General features: G+C 45.0%; 17 protein-coding genes. 6 read left to right on the forward strand and 11 right to left on the reverse strand.

The features are described from left to right. Positions 1 to 444: transposase (locus L1D22_RS05800; RefSeq protein ID WP_239829036.1), on the forward strand; the 444-nt coding region annotated here is incomplete at its 5' end. A gap of 112 nt (positions 445 to 556) precedes the next feature. Here L1D22_RS05800 and dusA read toward each other — a convergent pair. Continuing rightward, a complete protein-coding gene (gene dusA, locus L1D22_RS05805) occupies positions 557 to 1537 on the reverse strand; it encodes a tRNA dihydrouridine(20/20a) synthase DusA (RefSeq protein WP_239829037.1) in 981 nt (326 codons plus the stop codon). Between the two features lie 315 nt (positions 1538 to 1852). Between dusA and zur the strand changes: the two genes are divergently transcribed. Both zur and L1D22_RS05815 read left to right on the forward strand, forming a co-directional pair. After that, positions 1853 to 2311: a zinc uptake transcriptional repressor Zur gene (gene zur / locus L1D22_RS05810; protein WP_239829038.1), complete on the forward strand. Its 459-nt coding sequence runs from the start codon at positions 1853 to 1855 to the stop codon at positions 2309 to 2311. Positions 2312 to 2328: 17 nt separating this feature from the next. Continuing rightward, complete coding sequence (locus L1D22_RS05815) at positions 2329 to 2790, forward strand: chemotaxis protein CheX (RefSeq protein WP_239829039.1); 462 nt, start codon at positions 2329 to 2331, stop codon at positions 2788 to 2790. Positions 2791 to 2948: 158 nt separating this feature from the next. Here the strand turns inward: L1D22_RS05815 and pgi are convergent, their stop codons facing one another. Further along, positions 2949 to 4601, reverse strand: coding sequence for a glucose-6-phosphate isomerase (gene pgi, locus L1D22_RS05820; protein WP_215407879.1), 1653 nt, complete (start codon positions 4599 to 4601; stop codon positions 2949 to 2951). 326 nt (positions 4602 to 4927) lie between these two features. Here pgi and L1D22_RS05825 point away from each other — a divergent pair, with 326 nt between their 5' ends. After that, the gene (locus tag L1D22_RS05825; protein ID WP_239829040.1) at positions 4928 to 5347 is read left to right on the forward strand and encodes a secondary thiamine-phosphate synthase enzyme YjbQ; all 420 of its coding nucleotides are present in this window, start codon (positions 4928 to 4930) and stop codon (positions 5345 to 5347) included. Between the two features lie 118 nt (positions 5348 to 5465). On the opposite strand, the gene L1D22_RS05830 is transcribed toward L1D22_RS05825, so the two are convergent. From L1D22_RS05830 to L1D22_RS05840, 3 genes are read right to left on the reverse strand one after another with little or no spacing between them, the layout of a single operon-like run. Further along, a complete protein-coding gene (locus tag L1D22_RS05830) occupies positions 5466 to 6671 on the reverse strand; it encodes a BamA/TamA family outer membrane protein (protein ID WP_239829041.1) in 1206 nt (401 codons plus the stop codon). Positions 6672 to 6673: 2 nt separating this feature from the next. Beyond that, complete coding sequence (gene alr / locus L1D22_RS05835; protein ID WP_016767561.1) at positions 6674 to 7759, reverse strand: alanine racemase; 1086 nt, start codon at positions 7757 to 7759, stop codon at positions 6674 to 6676. Positions 7760 to 7765: 6 nt separating this feature from the next. Beyond that, positions 7766 to 9157, reverse strand: coding sequence for a replicative DNA helicase (locus tag L1D22_RS05840; protein ID WP_016767560.1), 1392 nt, complete (start codon positions 9155 to 9157; stop codon positions 7766 to 7768). Between the two features lie 175 nt (positions 9158 to 9332). Between L1D22_RS05840 and L1D22_RS05845 the strand changes: the two genes are divergently transcribed. Beyond that, entirely contained in the window at positions 9333 to 10217 is an 885-nt protein-coding gene (locus tag L1D22_RS05845; protein WP_239829042.1) for a DUF481 domain-containing protein, read from the forward strand. A 224-nt stretch (positions 10218 to 10441) separates the two neighbouring features. Here L1D22_RS05845 and rplI read toward each other — a convergent pair whose 3' ends face one another. The 5 genes from rplI to rnr all read right to left on the reverse strand — a co-directional run bounded on the left by rplI (position 10442) and on the right by rnr (position 15361). After that, positions 10442 to 10894: a 50S ribosomal protein L9 gene (gene rplI / locus L1D22_RS05850; RefSeq protein ID WP_017632695.1), complete on the reverse strand. Its 453-nt coding sequence runs from the start codon at positions 10892 to 10894 to the stop codon at positions 10442 to 10444. 38 nt (positions 10895 to 10932) lie between these two features. After that, the gene (rpsR, locus tag L1D22_RS05855; protein WP_000090472.1) at positions 10933 to 11160 is read right to left on the reverse strand and encodes a 30S ribosomal protein S18; all 228 of its coding nucleotides are present in this window, start codon (positions 11158 to 11160) and stop codon (positions 10933 to 10935) included. Positions 11161 to 11272: 112 nt separating this feature from the next. Next, positions 11273 to 11662 carry a 30S ribosomal protein S6 gene (gene rpsF, locus L1D22_RS05860; protein WP_004741278.1) on the reverse strand — a complete coding sequence of 130 codons (390 nt, stop codon included), beginning with the start codon at positions 11660 to 11662 and terminating at the stop codon, positions 11273 to 11275. A 269-nt stretch (positions 11663 to 11931) separates the two neighbouring features. Beyond that, entirely contained in the window at positions 11932 to 12672 is a 741-nt protein-coding gene (gene rlmB, locus L1D22_RS05865; protein ID WP_017632696.1) for a 23S rRNA (guanosine(2251)-2'-O)-methyltransferase RlmB, read from the reverse strand. Between the two features lie 187 nt (positions 12673 to 12859). After that, the gene (gene rnr, locus L1D22_RS05870; protein ID WP_239829043.1) at positions 12860 to 15361 is read right to left on the reverse strand and encodes a ribonuclease R; all 2502 of its coding nucleotides are present in this window, start codon (positions 15359 to 15361) and stop codon (positions 12860 to 12862) included. Positions 15362 to 15609: 248 nt separating this feature from the next. Between rnr and L1D22_RS05875 the strand changes: the two genes are divergently transcribed. Further along, positions 15610 to 17019, forward strand: coding sequence for an amidohydrolase (locus L1D22_RS05875; protein ID WP_239829044.1), 1410 nt, complete (start codon positions 15610 to 15612; stop codon positions 17017 to 17019). A 127-nt stretch (positions 17020 to 17146) separates the two neighbouring features. On the opposite strand, the gene L1D22_RS05880 is transcribed toward L1D22_RS05875, so the two are convergent. Next, complete coding sequence (locus L1D22_RS05880; protein WP_239829045.1) at positions 17147 to 17782, reverse strand: tetratricopeptide repeat protein; 636 nt, start codon at positions 17780 to 17782, stop codon at positions 17147 to 17149. Positions 17783 to 17870: the final 88 nt, after the last annotated feature.

Here is a 17870-nt window from a genome sequence, read left to right on the forward strand (position 1 = left end):
CTCAAGCAGGATAAAAAAGCGAGGCAATGGGTGAAACGCTCACGCTGGGTACTGCTGAAAAACAGAGGTAATTTAAATGCACGACAAGATAGCTATCTTACTGAAATATTGAATATCAATAAGGACTTAATGACCACTTATATACTCGGCTCACAACTCAAAGAGCTTTGGTATTGTGAATCAGAAGCACATGCTAAGGGGCTCTGGGAGGTATGGTGGGCACAAGTGCAAGAGAGTGGAATTAAGCCATTGAAAGAGTTCGCACGAAAACTGAGGCCTTATCTTCACGGCATTATTGCATCGGCAAGTTACCCGTTAAACACCTGCACACTAGAAGGGATAAACAACAAGATAAAGCTAATCAAGCGAATGGGGTATGGATATCGAGATACAGATTACTTCTTCTTGAAGATAAAAGCGGCTTTCCCCGGAAAGCCGCGATGAACCAATAAAAAGCCACACATTTTCATGCGTGGCTTTTCAATAAATCAGAGTGGTAAATTTAGCCTCTAATGGCGAATTTAACCTTAACTTAGGCTATGCACCTTGCGAGAGGCTATACGTTCAACTCTTTAGGAATCTTAGCCAATGCCGTCTGCATTACTTCGATACCCGCGCCTTTCTTATGCGCATTCTCACTAATGTAACGACGCCATTGTCTAGCACCCGGCATACTTTGGAACAAACCAAGCATGTGACGAGAGATATGTCCTAGGCTTGCACCATTCAATAATTCACGCTCAATGTACGGATACATCTCTTCAACTACTTGTGAACGCTTCTTAATTGGCTTATCCAAACCAAAGATCTGTTGGTCGACTTCAGCCAAGATAAACGGGCTATGGTAAGCCTCACGACCGATCATCACGCCGTCAAGGTGTTGAAGATGTTCTTTAGTCTGTTCTAACGTAGTGATACCGCCGTTGACTGCGATCACTAGATCAGAGAAGTCTTTCTTGATTTGGTATGCACGATTGTAGTCTAGCGGTGGGATCTCTCGATTCTCTTTAGGGCTCAGACCACTCAACCACGCTTTGCGCGCGTGAATAGTAAATTGCTCACAGCCGCCTTTTTCAGAAACCGTCGAAACAAACTTAGTTAAGAACTCATAAGAGTCTTGATCATCGATACCAATTCGCGTTTTCACTGTGATTGGAATATCAGTCACTTCTTTCATTGCTGATACACAATCCGCCACCAGCTCAGGCTCAGCCATTAGGCACGCACCAAAACGACCATTTTGAACTCGATCTGAAGGGCAACCTACGTTTAGGTTCACTTCATCATAGCCGCGCTCACCAGCAAGCTTGGCACAAGCCGCTAAATCAACAGGGTTTGAACCACCAAGTTGAAGTGCAAGAGGGTGTTCTTGCTCGTTATATTCTAGGAAGTCGCCCTTACCATGTAAGATCGCGCCCGTTGTTACCATTTCCGTGTACAGAAGAGTCTGCTGAGAAAGCAAACGGTGAAAGTAACGACAGTGGCGGTCAGTCCAATCGAGCATTGGAGCGACGGACAACCTACATGAATGTGTCATGGCAAAGTACCCTAGTAGCGAGTCAAAAAAATATGCTGGAATACCCAGCAAAAGCAAGGTCGGCTATTGTAAATGCTATGCCCTGTTTGTGCTATATGAACTTTGCCTCACACTTTTTTTTATAAACCTATTCACCAGATCTCTAATTCAAGCTCACTAATCAGTTATGCCTTGAGTCACACTGTCATTTTGAGTTACCTTGTCTTATTCAAAGTCGTGGGTCACAATACGCTCTGTACCTGACTTTAATAGAAATCATTGGCCCCCAAAACGTAGTAACCTAGAAATAGAGTTTGAATAGGGATGGCCGATTGAATGGTGAAAAATTTGGACCACACATTAATAGAGCAAGTTGAAGGGATATGCGCATCGCGAGGTGTTAGATTAACGCCTCAGAGAAAGCGAGTGTTTGAGCTCATTCTCTCTAATAAAAAAGCCTCCAGTGCTTATGAATTATTAGAGCAGTTGAAAGTCAGTGAACCACAAGCCAAACCACCTACGGTTTATCGCGCTTTAGATTTCTTGTTAGAACAAGGTTTCATTCACCGAGTTGAGTCAACCAATAGCTTTATATGCTGCTGTTCATGCAATGCCAACAAACATTTCTCCCAACTACTGATCTGCGATAAATGTGGCACTGTGATAGAACTGCAAGACGATGCGCTTGTCACCCTACTCGCCAGTAACGCTGAGAAGCATGGCTTTCAATTGACCAACCACGTCATTGAATCGCATGGCATTTGCCAGTCTTGCTCCTCCGATATGAAAGAATAAGATTATAGAAGAACATTATGCGCGCTGAATTTGTAAACCCGTTTTTAGCTTCTTTGATGAACGTTCTAAAAACGATGGCTTCTCTAGAATTGAAGCCACAAAAACCAAGAGTTAAGAAAGATGAAATCGCTCGTGGTGATGTCTCTGGTTTAATCGGTATGGTTGGTCCACAATCACGTGGCTCAATGTCGATTACCTTTGATGAAGGTCTGGCTCTGGAAATCATGGAAAACATGCTTGGTGAGCGACCAAACGGCCTCAACGAAGAAGTGACCGATATGGTGGGTGAAATCACTAACATGGTAACAGGCGGTGCAAAACGTATTCTTGCAGAAAGCGGCTTTGACTTCGACATGGCAACGCCAATCGTGGTTTCAGGTAAAGGCCACACGATTCGTCATAAGTGTGATGGGGCGATCATCATCATGCCTTTCTCATCTCAATGGGGTAACGCCTTCATCGAGATCTGCTTCGAATAAAAGTTGCCACTGCGAATATTCAAAGGCTAACGCTGTATTTAAGAGGCTGACAGATATGTCAGCCTTTTTTATTACCTGCAATTTAACCATTGCTTACTCTACAGATACAAAAACGCCAACCCGAAGGGTTGGCGTTTCTTTTTAGGCTATTAATTCGATTAAGCTTTAAGCGCTTTAAATGCGTTGATTAGGCCGTTAGTTGAGCTGTCATGAGACGTTACTTGAGCATCGTCAGCAAGCTCTGGAAGAATTTGGTTTGCTAGTTGCTTACCAAGTTCTACACCCCATTGGTCGAAGCTGAAGATGTTCCAGATAACGCCTTGAACAAAGATCTTGTGCTCGTACATCGCGATTAGGTTACCTAAAGAGCGAGGGTTGATTTGCTTAACAAGAATTGAGTTTGTTGGGCGGTTACCTTCAAATACTTTGAAAGGTACTAGTTCAGCTACTTCTTCTGCAGTTTTGCCCGCCGCTAGGAATTCAGCTTCCACAGTTTCTTTTGTCTTACCGAATGCTAGCGCTTCAGTTTGAGCAAAGAAGTTAGACATTAGCTTCTGGTGGTGATCAGATGCTGGGTTGTGGCTGATTGCAGGAGCAATAAAGTCTGATGGGATCAGCTTAGTGCCTTGGTGAATCAGTTGGTAGAACGCGTGCTGGCCGTTTGTACCTGGTTCACCCCAGATGATAGGACCTGTTTGGTACTCTACAGGGTTACCTTCACGGTCTACAAACTTACCATTTGATTCCATGTTGCCTTGCTGGAAGTAAGCCGCAAAACGGTGCATGTACTGGTCGTAAGGTAGAATCGCTTCCGACTCAGCGCCGTGGAAGTTGTTGTACCAAATACCGATAAGCGCAAGGATTACTGGGATGTTGCTTTCAAACTCAGTTGAAGCAAAGTGGTTATCCATCTCATGAGCACCTTCTAGTAGCTCGACGAAGTTATCGAAACCTACAGAAAGAGAAATAGAAAGACCGATCGCAGACCATAGTGAGTAACGACCACCAACCCAGTCCCAGAATTCGAACATATTGTCAGTATCAATACCAAACTCAGCTACCGCAGTTGCGTTAGTTGATAGTGCTGCGAAGTGCTTAGCAACGTGTGCGTTATCACCCGCTTCAGCCAAGAACCAATCACGTGCAGAGTGCGCGTTCGTCATTGTTTCTTGAGTAGTGAATGTTTTAGATGCCACTAGGAATAGCGTTGTTTCTGGGTTTAGAGGCTTAAGAGTCTCAACGATGTGAGTGCCGTCTACGTTAGAAACGAAGTGCATGTTTAGGCGAGTTTTGTATGGTGTTAGAGCTTCAGTCACCATGTATGGACCAAGGTCTGAACCGCCGATACCGATGTTGACAACATCAGTGATCTCTTTACCTGTGTAACCTTTCCACTCACCAGAAACGATACGGTGTGTGAACAGTTCCATTTTTGCTAGTACTGCATTAACTGCTGGCATTACGTCTTTGCCATCAACCATTACTGGCTTATCGCTACGGTTACGTAGAGCAGTGTGAAGTACTGAACGACCTTCAGTCTTGTTGATTGCATCACCGCTAAACATAGCTTCAATTGCAGACTTAACTTCAGTCTCATTTGCAAGAGCAAATAGGTGCTGCATCGTTTCAGCGTCGATAAGGTTCTTAGAGTAATCCACTAAGATGTCCGAACCGAAACGAGTAGAAAAACTCTCGAAACGCTTTGCATCTTGAGCAAATAGTTCTTTCATATCCATATCTTGAGCAGACTCAAAATGTGCAGTTAGAGCTTTCCACGCTTGTGTTTGCGTTGGGTTGATATTTTTCAACATGGTATCTATCCCGATATTACTGTAGGTTTTATTCTAGACGTCACCTAAGTGATGAATAGAACCCCCGATTAGGCGAAAGTTTATATTTTTCTATGATGACCAGACCGCATCACCACTGAAAGATTCTTTGTAATTTTTTTTCACGACGTATTATGCCGTATATGAAGAGCGCCACCTTGAGATAAATCAGGATTCGATTTCCTGATAGAGAGATCGATGCTGACTCAGGCTCTAACATAATTAAATGTGAGCGATAGCTGATAAATTCAAGTTCAAAAGATAGCGTTAAACCACTTTTTTTCCAAACACATTATAAAGGATGGCGTATGTGGATTCAGAAGACTATACACCTAAATGCACGAAAGCGTGGATTCCATCTCATTACTGATGAAATTGAACAACAGATACACGATATCAATTCTCTATCTGTTGGTTTATTACATCTCTTTATTCAACATACCTCTGCCAGCCTAACGCTGAATGAGAACGCCGATCCGACTGTCCGTCGCGATATGGAATCGCACTTCAATAAGTTTGTCCCAGAGCGAGCGCCCTACTACAGACACACCTATGAAGGTGATGATGACATGCCTGCCCACATTAAAGCATCGACACTTGGCACCAGTGTGACAATACCAATTAGCAATGGTCGTTTAGCTTTAGGAACATGGCAGGGAATATACTTGGGTGAACACCGTGATTGTGGTGGCAGCCGAACTGTAATTGCTACGATTCAAGGTGAGTAGACTATTTGAAAGCAAGATTTTATTAATAAAAACAGTGCCTTTTTAATACAAAAAGAGTGGTGTGCTTCCACGACCACTCTTATCAAGATGGTATTTGGCCTACTGTAGGCCGAAAGCTTTAGAAGGGCTGGTTTATCATAACCTTAAAGGTCCCTTCATCACCGCCTCGCGCTAATTCGGCACGAACAACAATGCCTTCCACCTGAAAACGAACCGCGCCGCCTAAGCTCCATTTCATATCGGTGTGCAATTCTTTGATATCGTACTCATCAGCCACACGCCCTACTTCGGCGAATGCGACCCATTGCCACCAAGGCAGGTCGTAGTAGTTGATCAGCGGAATATCACCGAGTGGCTGCCAATCTGGGAGCACTCGATACTCTGCAGAATAGTGAACAGCAGATCGCCCATGATATCGACCTCCGGTATAGCCACGTAAACGATACAAACCACCAAGTCGAGCTTGCTCTGTTTCCGGTGGACGAGCACAATCCTGCCCAGAACAGTTATCCCAGGTTGGTGTATCAGCAGTATAGAAATCGAGTGCCACAACTTGTTGGTCGAACAAGTCTCCTAGAGGACCTAAAGCGAAGTACTGACTGTTTTGAAAAGTCCATTTCAGCCACAAATCGTCGTTAGACCAACTTTCAGCGCCCGTCGTGAACTCAAGATTGGTATGAGATCCTTTGGTTGGGTTACGTGTGCTATCACGATTATCCCAATCGAACGCCAAACTAAAACCGGTCGCCTCTTCAGTATTATTTAAACCTTCTAGCTCACGAGCAGTATAAAAAGGTGTAAATAAAATCGAACTGACACCCGATTCGACTGGCGAAGCAAAACTGACCTCTTTGATTGGTTGAAACGCGCCGAGTAAGCCATGCTCTGCAACATTGCCCCAAGGCAGCAGATATTTAAATTCAAACTGATAATTCTGCTCTAAGCCATCAACTATAGTTTTGTCATCGATAGATGAATCGTTATCGCCTTGAGAGCCAATATAATAAGGATTGTCGTTGAAGCGCGCTTGGTACATCTGAGTACTAAACAAGATATTCTCAGACAAGGCATAATTAAAGGCCGATAGAAAACCGACATAGCTGTCTTTGTCTGAATACAAAGCCATACCAAACAGAGCCGCTTGAGGTTGCCAAACGCCCTTTGCGACACCAGCAACCCCAAAGGTATTGCCCATGGTTTCAGTACTGAAATAGAAAGGAACAAAAGCGGAGTCTTTTTCTTCACTTAGAACAGAAGAAGAAAAGCTGACACCAGTTACTGCCATTGCAGACATTAACCAGTATCGAGAAGTTCGCTTGAACATATCTATTTTACGTATTCCATTGCCACGCGAGACGTCAGTTTAGTCACGAGCTCGTAAGCGATAGTGCCGATATGTTCAGCCACTTCTTCTGAGGGTAAGTCTTTACCCCAAAGCGTCGCCTCGTCACTCACTTTATCCGTAGCATCAGGACCAAGGTCAACTGTTAGCATGTCCATGGACACACGCCCTGCGATTGGTACTTTTCTACCATTAACGAATACTGGGGTGCCGTTAGGTGCAGTGCGAGGATAACCATCGCCGTAACCAATTGCGATAACACCAACCTTGGTATCACGCTCACTGGTCCAGTTGCCACCATAACCCACACTTTCACCAGCCTTCACATCACGAACCGCAATCAGGTGTGAAGTCAGAGTCATCACCGGCAAAAAGCCCAGCTCTTGCGCTGATTTATCAACAAACGGAGAAACACCATAAGAGATGATTCCGGGGCGAACCCAATCAAGATGACTATCAGGCCAAGCTAATAGACCTGCAGAGGCCGCAAGTGAACGCTCCCCTTCACAACCGTCGGTAAGAGATAAGAAAAGCTCAGTCTGCTCAACTGTTGTGGTTCTATCTAACTCGTCAGCACATCCAAAATGGCTCATGTAGCGCAATGGCTTTGCCACATTTGGGCATTGATGCAAACGCTCAACAAAGTTCTGGTATTGCTCAGGGCGAACGCCTAGGCGGTGCATACCACTGTCGACTTTTAGCCATACCACAACGGGTGTTTCCAAATCGGCATTCTCTAGCGCGCTTAATTGCTCTTCACAATGCACCACGGTTTGAATGTTATTGGTTACTAGAATGGGTAAGTCACCCGAAGAGTAAAAGCCTTCCAGCAACAAAATAGGTTTAACTATGCCACCAGCACGGAGTTGTAATGCTTCTTCAATACGCGCCACACCAAAAGCATCAGAACTTTTTGAATGCTTAGCGATATGCAGCAAGCCGTGTCCGTAGCCATTCGCTTTCACAACCGACATTACCTTGCACTGAGGCGCTTTCGACTTTATCTGGTTCAGGTTATGTTCGAGCGCGTTTAAGTCAATGCTCGCCGTCGCCGCTTTCATGTAAGTCATTAGCGATTACTCATCATCAAATGCAGGACCTGCATAGTTATCAAATCGGGAGTGTTGACCTTGGAATGTCAGACGAACCGAACCGATAGGACCGTTACGCTGCTTACCAAGGATGATCTCAGCGATGCCCTTTAGTGAACTATCTGGGTTATAAACCTCATCACGATAGATAAACATGATCAAATCGGCATCTTGCTCGATCGAACCTGATTCACGCAAATCCGAGTTTACAGGGCGCTTATCAGCACGTTGCTCTAGGGAACGGTTAAGCTGAGAAAGTGCGACAACCGGAACGTTCAGTTCTTTCGCTAGCGCTTTCAATGAACGAGAAATCTCGGCGATTTCAAGAGTACGGTTATCTGATAATGAAGGAACACGCATCAATTGAAGGTAATCTATCATGATCATAGAGATACCATCGTGTTCACGAGCAATACGTCGAGCGCGAGAACGTACTTCGGTTGGCGTTAGACCCGAGCTGTCATCGATATACATATTCTTCTTATCCATCAGAATACCCATACTCGACGAGATACGAGCCCAATCTTCATCGTCCAATTGACCAGTACGAATCTTGGTTTGGTCTACGCGAGAAAGTGACGCAAGCATACGCATCATCAGCTGTTCAGCTGGCATCTCTAGCGAGAAGATTAATACTGGCTTATCTTGCTTCATCGCCGCGTTTTCACACAAGTTCATCGCGAAGGTCGTTTTACCCATCGATGGACGCGCAGCGACAATGATTAAGTCAGAACCTTGTAGGCCAGCTGTTTTCTTATTGAGGTCGTTGAAACCCGTATCGACACCTGTCACACCATCTTGTGGCGTTTTGTATAGGATTTCGATACGTTCTAACGTCTTCTCTAGAATACTATCAACGTTTTGCGGACCTTCATTTTCACTTGCACGGCCTTCAGCAATCGCGAAGACTTTACTTTCAGCCAGATCAACTAACTCTTCCGATGTGCGACCTTGTGGGTCATAACCGGAATCCGCAATCTCATTCGCAACACCAATTAGGCTACGAACAAGTGCACGTTGTGCCACGATATCAGCATAAGCATTAATGTTTGCTGCACTTGGTGTGTTTTTAGCTAAGTCAGCTAGGTAAGCGAAGCCACCCACTTCTTCAAGTTGCTCGCGTAGCTCTAAGTGTTCAGAGAGTGTAATAAGATCCAGAGGAGAGCTCTCTTCAAGGATATCTTTTACCGCTTCAAAGATCAGACGGTGAGGACGACTATAAAAGTCTTTGGCCACAACCTTTTCGGCAACCGTATCCCAGCGTTCGTTATCCAATAACAAACCGCCAATCACAGATTGCTCAGCTTCTAATGAATGGGGCGGGACCTTGATGGCGTCCACCTGATCGTTGGCTGATTTCTGACTTTTGGTATCCACTATGACTACACTCAATAACTAATAATGATCGTTCATTATACCCAAGAACACTCATTTGTAATCCGATCCTATGAGTTTGTTTTATTCTTCAGGAAGAATTTACTTATTGCTGACGGAATTAACCAAGGGTAGCATTACGATCCTTCCATTCATTCACTGTATAACTGAGGTATGCGTGTCCAAATTATTGGCTCTGAGCACTGGTCTTCTAAGCATCGGTCTCCTGAGCACTCCGATGGCCTTCGCTGATGATGCTAAAGGCTCTGTTGATTCTATTCTCGACTCGATATTAGTACCAGAACCTACTGCTGAACCGATCGTCGTTGCACCGACACCTGAAGAAAAAGAGTTGGATATCGCACCAAGTGATACGAGTGACACAGAACTGCCAAGCCCACTAAAAACGGAAATCGAATTTGGATATCAGTCGCATACTGGTAATTCTGATTCACGTTCGTTGAACGCAAGCGTGAACGCTGAGTACACAACAGGTCGCCATAGAACCAACGGCGAATGGAAATACTACAACCTATACAAAGATGGCGAAGAAGATAAAAGGCAATCGACTTACTCGGCTCAGAGTGACTACAAGTTAAGTCCCAAAACCTACCTTTACGGCAGCTTTAAAGGTGTCGATTCGCGATACAGCGCCTACTTTAAGGACTACACCGTTTCGAGTGGTCTGGGTTACCAGTTTTCGAATACTGAAAAGTTTTTATTGGAAGTCGAAGTAGGACCCGGTTTTCGTTACCAAGAACCAAACCTCGATGAAATAGACGACGATGACATCATCTTCCCAGATATTGTTGAAGAAGCCATTTTTCGTGGCAACGTGAATACGTCATGGCAGGCGCTGAAGAATTTGCAGCTCAAAGCAGATGTGACTTTAGTGTCTGGTCACAGCAACCTGACACTTGATACTGAGTTAGAAGCGATCAACGATATCACTGAAAGTATCGCACTAAAGATTGCTTATTCACGCATGTACCATGACAAGGTGCCTGAAGGGTTATTTAAAAGTGATTCAATGCTGTCTGTTAATATACTCTTCCAATTCTAACTCTTAAGTACAGAGCACCAAGTGAAGTGGTGGCGTTTTAACCAGCTAGGGTGACTCGTTATTTACTACGATTGGTATTACTACAACTGCTATTACTGCGATTGCTATTAGCTTTCAGATAGAAAACAAATGATCACCTGAGACAAACGACAGGCATAAAAAAACACCAGCCGAAGCTGGTGTTTAAAACTTTCATAAAGAAAGAATTCGTCTTGGTACTGAAATTACTCAGCTGCAACGATAGCGATTTTCGCAGTAGCAAAAACTTCAGAGTGAAGTTGGATGCTTACTTCGAATTCGCCGATGTTACGTAGAGCGCCTTCAGGTAGGCGTACTTCGCTCTTAGCTACTGCAACACCTGCCGCTGTAATAGCGTCAGCGATGTCACGAGTACCGATAGAACCGAATAGTTTACCTTCGTCACCAGCTTTAGAAGCGATTGAAACGCCTTCTAGAGTGTTAACGCTCTCTGCGCGAGCTTCAGCAGCAGCTAGTTGCTCAGCAACTTTAGCTTCTAGTTCAGCACGACGAGTTTCGAACATAGCAACGTTGTCTTTAGTTGCCATAACTGCTTTACCCTGTGGGATAAGGAAGTTACGAGCGTAACCAGATTTAACGTTTACTTGGTCGCCAAGGCCACCTAGGTTACCGATCTTATCAAGTAGAATAACTTGCATTATCTTAGTCCTCTTAAACTATTATTAACTATTACCGATTACTGATGCTTGTCAGTGTACGGTAGTAGAGCTAGGTAACGAGAACGCTTGATAGCGCGAGCTAGTTGACGCTGGTACTTAGCGCTTGTACCAGTGATACGGCTAGGTACGATTTTACCAGCTTCAGTGATGTAGTTTTTAAGAGTTGCTACGTCTTTGTAGTCAATCTCTTGTACGCCTTCTGCAGTGAAACGGCAGAATTTACGACGACGGAAGAAACGAGCCATGGGCTATCTCCTGATCTTAAATTTAGTAAAGCGGTCTTTCACAATTATCGAAATAACTATCAACGACCTAAAACAAATTGAGAATTTTTTAAGGCATTAAGCCAAAAAAGAATTACTCAGCAGCTGCTTCTGGTTTAGCTTCTGTACGCTCTTCGCGACGAGGAGCACGCTCTGCACGCTCTTCTTTTTGCTTAAGCATAATAGATTGCTCAGTCACAGCGCCTTTAGTGCGCATGATCATGTTACGTAGAACTGCATCGTTGAAACGGAAAGCAGTTTCTAGCTCGTCAATCACTTCTTGACCAGCTTCAACGTTCATAAGAACGTAGTGAGCTTTGTGAAGCTTGTTGATTGGGTAAGCCATTTGACGACGACCCCAGTCTTCTAGACGGTGGATAGTACCGCCAGCTTCAGTGATAGAACCAGTGTAACGCTCGATCATGCCAGCAACTTGCTCGCTTTGATCAGGGTGAACCATGAATACGATTTCGTAATGACGCATTTGGTTGCTCCTTACGGATTATTAGCTTCCACGAGTGGCCCGGTCGTCCAGAGGAAGCAAGGAACTAAAGATAAATGACCGAGTTTTAAGGACGGCAAATATTATAGAAAGAACCCTGTATTGGCAAGTGGTATTTGGCGAATAATGAAACAGTTTTTCTTTGACCATCTAGCCATCCGCAGTTCTATTGAGATCTGCCTTAATTAGATGAAAACAAACGCCCACCAGCATGTGGTGGGCGTTAGAAATAAATCAATTCAATGAGTAATTTACTGCGCTAGACGCTGACGTACCGCTTCGAACAGACAAATGCCAGAAGCCACTGATACGTTTAGGCTTGATACGCTACCAGCCATTGGGATCTTTATTAGGTCATCACAGGTTTCACGCGTTAGACGACGCATACCGTCACCTTCTGCACCCATCACAACCGCAAGTGGGCCTGTTAATTTCGCTTGGTAAATGTCATGCGTCGCTTCACCTGCCGTGCCCACAAACCATACGCCTTGTTCTTGCAGTGCACGCATCGTGCGAGCCAGGTTAGTTACACGTACTAGAGGAACGGTTTCAGCTGCGCCACACGCTACCTTGCTAACCGTTGCTGTTAACGGTGAAGAGCGATCTTTCGGTACGATAACCGCTGCAACACCAGCAGCATCAGCGTTACGCAGACAAGCACCTAGGTTGTGAGGGTCTGTTACGCCATCTAGAACCAATAGTAAAGGTTGTTCGTGCTGCGCTAGGATGTCATCTAGGTGAGTTTCGTTAAGCTGCTTAGCAGGCTTTACCTTAGCGATAATACCTTGGTGGTTCGCACCTTGTGCTTTTTCATCAAGCGGTTTACGACCCATCTGTTGGATCGACACACCGAACTGTTGCAGTTGGTTCAGTAATGGAAGAAGACGCTCGTCTTGGCGACCTTTCAGTACATACGCTTCGATAAAACGTGCTGGATCTTTTTCTAGTACGGCTTTCACCGCGTGAATACCGTAAATAAATTCGTTACTCATTGTCTCAAATTACTCTTATTGCTCAGAGAAGAATGACATCAAACCGACGTATTCATCTCTGTATTGTTTATTTCGAGAGCATGCATCTTGCGCCTGATACTCTCGCATTTAGATACGCTCATATTAACTGAGTGAGGCGCTATAGCTAATTAGCACAGCGCCTTATTGACCTTAAGGTTTATCAGTTTTAAGACTTATCAGCTTTGGGCTTACGGGTTGCAGCACGCTTTTTCTTAGCTCGCGCTTTAGCAGCACCGGTTTTGTTCGATGACTTTTTCTTCTTAGCTGGGCCTTCGCTGCTTCCATCTGGTCGCTTAGTTGGCTCAACCATAGGCTTCGCGGATACGCCCGGCTTATTGCTCTTCACCGCAGAGCGCTTCTTGCTTTTCGCCTTTTTCATCGCTTCTGCTGCACGCTTCTTGGCTGTTTTGCCTTTACCACGCGGCTGACGATCAGTGTCTTCTAAATCAAAGTCAATTTGGCGAGTTTCTAAGTTAACCGCAGAAACCTTCACTTTAACCGAGTCACCCAAGCGGTAGATGTTACCAGAGCTTTCACCAACCAGACGCTGGCCAACAGCATCAAACTGGTAGTAATCGTTCGCAAGCGCTGAGATATGTACCAAGCCATCGATGTGCAGTTCCGTTAGACGTACAAAGAAACCAAAGCCAGTCACGTTGGCAATCACACCATCCATCACTTCACCGACATGGTCTTGCATGTATTCACATTTCAGCCAGTCGTTCACTTCACGCGTTGCGTCATCTGCACGACGCTCAGTCATAGAACACTGCTCGCCGTAGAAGTCCATATCATCGAAAGTGTAGTGGTAACCACCCGTCGGCGTCCAACGTTCGCTGTTACGACCACCCTCTTTCGCAATTAGGTACTTAATCGCACGGTGCAATAGCAAGTCAGGGTAACGACGAATCGGTGAGGTAAAGTGAGCATAACGCTTAAGAGCTAAACCAAAGTGACCTGCGTTATCCGCGTTGTAGACCGCTTGCTTCATTGAACGCAATAGCATGGTTTGGATTAACTCACGATCTTCACGCTCGTTAATCTGTTGCATCAGTTGTGCGTAGTCTACCGGAGATGGCGACAGGCCACCTTCCAGTGTTAAACCTAATTCACTTAAGAAGCTCTTGAAGCCCATTAAGCGTTCTTCACCTGGAGTTTCGTGAACACGGTACAGAGCAGGTTCTTTCGCTTTCTCTACGTAAGACGCCGATGCGATGTTCGCTAGAATCATACACTCTTCGATGATCTTGTGTGCATCGTTACGAACAACAGGTTCAATACGGTCAATCTTACGATCCGCATTAAAGATAAATTTGGTTTCTACCGTTTCAAACTCAATCGCGCCACGCTCATCACGAGTCTTCTTCAGCACTTTGTACATCTTGTGCAGCTCTTCTAGATGCGGTACTTCTTGAACGTAACGCTCACGAAGCTCTTCGTTGCCATCAAGAATCGCGCCTACTTTGTTGTAAGTAAGACGAGCATGAGAGTTCATTACCGCTTCGTAGTGCTTGTAGCCCGATAGCTTACCTTTGTCTGAGATAGTCATCTCACACACCATACACAAACGGTCTACTTGCGGGTTCAATGAACACAGGCCATTAGAAAGTACTTCTGGCAGCATAGGCACAACTTGCGATGGGAAGTATACCGAGTTACCACGGTTAATCGCTTCTTTGTCTAGCGCTGTATCAGGGCGAACGTAGTAACTTACGTCAGCAATCGCGACCCAAAGGCGCCAGCCTCCGCCTTTCTTAGCTTCACAGAAAACGGCATCATCGAAGTCACGCGCGTCTTCGCCATCAATGGTAACCAGTGGCAGTTTACGCAGATCAACACGGCCTTCTTTTGCTTCTTCAGGAACATGTTCACCGAGGTTTTCGATTTGCTTATCAACCGCTTCAGGCCACTCTTGTGGGATCTGGTGAGTACGGATCGCGATCTGCGTTTCCATACCCGGCGCCATGTTCTCACCAAGAACTTCAGTCACCTTCCCCATCATGTTACGAGAACGACCGCCACGATCCGTAATTTCAATCACAACCACATTACCCATTCGAGCTCCGCCTTTATGCTCGGTTGGGATTAGGATGTCATGACTGATACGTGAATCATCAGCAACTACGTAAGAATGACCGTACTCAAGGAAAAAACGACCAACTAACGGAGTTGTGCGCTCTTCAAGCACGCGAACCAAACGACCTTCACGACGACCACGCTTACTGTTGTCTGTAGGCTGAGCCAGTACATAATCACCATGCATGATGGTTTTCATCTGGTGGTGTGGAAGTAAGATATCGTTATCTTTACCTACGCTGCCATCTGGGCGAACCCAGCCATGACCGTCTTTATGACCAATCACATAGCCTTTAATCAGCTCTAACTTTTCAGGTAGTGCGTAGCATTGGCGACGAGTAAAGACCAGTTGTCCATCACGTTCCATAGCACGTAAACGACGACGTAGCCCTTCATATTGCTCCTCGCCAGCAAGGCCAAGCGCTTCGAATAGATCATTGCGGTTCATTGGGATATTCGCTTCTGTTAGAAACGATAGAATGAACTCTCGGCTTGGTACTGGGTTGTCGTAATTTTTCGACTCTCGGTCGGCAAAAGGGTCAACATTGGTTGTAGTTGTCGTGTTTTCTGAGATCGGTGTGTTTTTTGACATAGGCGGGCCTGCTTAAGCAAGGAAGGTATATACCCCTAGTATATCTGATGCTAGGGGTAAGCTACAGATATGCTTTAGAAAACACTCAAATAACCTCAGATTGATACATATCTTCACTTTGTGAAACATCGCTTCATAGACGTGGACTATCATCAAAATTTCGAGCAAACGATAAAACAAACGTTTGCGCCATGAATGAAATACACTATTATCCACACACTTTACCAACTCCTGTTCTGAGTATTGATATGAAATTAAAACGCACCCTACTAGCTTCAGCAATGGCAAGCCTCGCTCTATTTCCATTTGCAAGTTCAGCGATGGAAAAAGCCGATCTAATGATTACCGATGCGATGGTTCTGACCATGAATCAAGACAAAACGGTTTATGAGAGCGGAACGGTTGTCGTCAAAGACAACAAAATCATTGCCGTTGGTGATGCTTCATTAGAAAAACAGTATCAAGCGAAGCAAGTGTTAGACGTTGATGGCGATATCGTGATGCCCGGCCTTATCAATACTCATACTCATGTATCGATGACGGTTTTCCGTTCGCTGGCCGATGATGTGCCAGACCGCTTACACCGCTACATCTTCCCACTAGAGAAGAAACTAGTATCGCGCGATATGGTGCGTATTGGTGCCAACCTAGGTAACGTTGAAATGGTAAAAGGCGGCGTGACCACTTACGCCGATATGTATTACTTCGAGGATGAAGTGGCAAAAACCGTCGATAAGATCGGTATGCGTGCCATTCTTGGTGAAACCGTAATTAAGTTCCCCGTTGCCGATGCTGCCAATGCGGAAGAAGGCATCAAATACGCGTTGAACTTCATTGAAGAATACAAAGATCACCCACGTATCACACCAGCGTTTGCACCACACGCACCGTACACCAACACCACAGAGATTCTGCAGAAGATTTCTAAACTGTCACTAGATCTTGATGTGCCAGTAATGATTCACCTTGCTGAATCACACCGTGAAGAAGAGAAAATCGCTGAACGCTCAGATGGTTTATCTCCAGTCCAGTACATGGACAGCATCGGTGCGCTAAACAAAAACTTAGTTGGTGCACACATGATCCTTGTTGATGACCATGACATCGAACTTGTGAAGAAATCGGATATGGGTGTGGCTCATAACATGAGTGCCAACATCAAATCGGCAAAAGGTGTATCGCCAGCACTTAAGATGTATGACGAGAACGTGCGTATCGGTTTAGGTACTGATGGCCCAATGTCGGGTAACACTCTAAGCACGATTGATGAGTTCAACCAAGTGGCTAAGGTTCACAAGCTAGTAAACAAAGATCGTGCAGCAATGCCGCCGATCAAAGTGATCGACATGGCAACCATGGGCGCAGCAAAAGCCTTACACATGGAAGATAAGATCGGTTCTCTTGAAACAGGTAAGCTAGCGGACATCATAGTGATCGATACTAAAGCTCCGAACATGGTGCCAGTGTACAACCCATATTCAGCGTTAGTGTATTCAGCGAACTCAGGTAACGTCCGTCACACAATCGTTGATGGCAAGATCATCATGCAAGATCGCGACATGCTAACCGTCGATGAAGATAAGATTCGTCAAGAAGCGCTCGATTTCACTAAGGTAGTTCGTGAAACCGTTATCGAATCTGGTGAAGTAGTTCAATAAGTTCGCTATCGAATAACATGACCATCTAAACGTAAAAAGCCCCGCACTAATTCAGTTAGGCGGGGCTTTTTATATCTTGTAACCTGTAACAATGAGTGCAGGGATCGTTACAGATTTATTGATCATATTACCAGAACACGTCTCTACGTTTCGCTCGAGCAATAATATTGTCTGGCATTCTTTGTTCTAGGCCACTTCTAAGCACAGTAATACGCTTGTGCTGTCTTTGGTCTGCGGTTACCGAGTTATATAACCAACGATAAGCATCTTCGTAATCCAGCGGGCTGCCATAATCGCGTAACAGCAGTTCAGCTAAGTGAATGCTCGCACTTAGACTCCCCATCGAAGCCGCTTCACGTAGGTACGGAATCGCACGCTCTTTATCTTGTTGCACCAAGGTGCCACGAGAATAATAACGTCCTAACTGCTCAAGCGCTGCTGGTAAACCTTGATGTGCTGCGTTTTCCATATAGTAAAGACCAAGCTCTACATCTTGTGGAACACACACGCCCCAAGCCAGCATATCACCGTATAAAAACTCATAAGAAGGCAAGCTAATACGCGTTGCACGAGCAACGATATCTTCGACTAACTGGCACTTATCAGCTTTCACTCGCTCTAGGTGTTGATTATTTTCGATTAATTTTATCAGTTCAGCTTCTGTATAGATTGGAACAGGCTCTCCCACATCAGCCAAATTAGCATGACTCAAGGGTGAGCTCAGCGCCATTATCAATGAAGCTGCTACAATTCGTAGCTTCATACCTGCACTCTATTATCTGTCGCTAAAGTTATCTATTGAGGGCGATAGACAATACCTACACACACCAAAACAGGGTGAACTTCACTTT

The sequence above is a fragment of the Vibrio sp. Isolate34 genome (assembly GCF_022397915.1).
GTDB lineage: Bacteria > Pseudomonadota > Gammaproteobacteria > Enterobacterales > Vibrionaceae > Vibrio.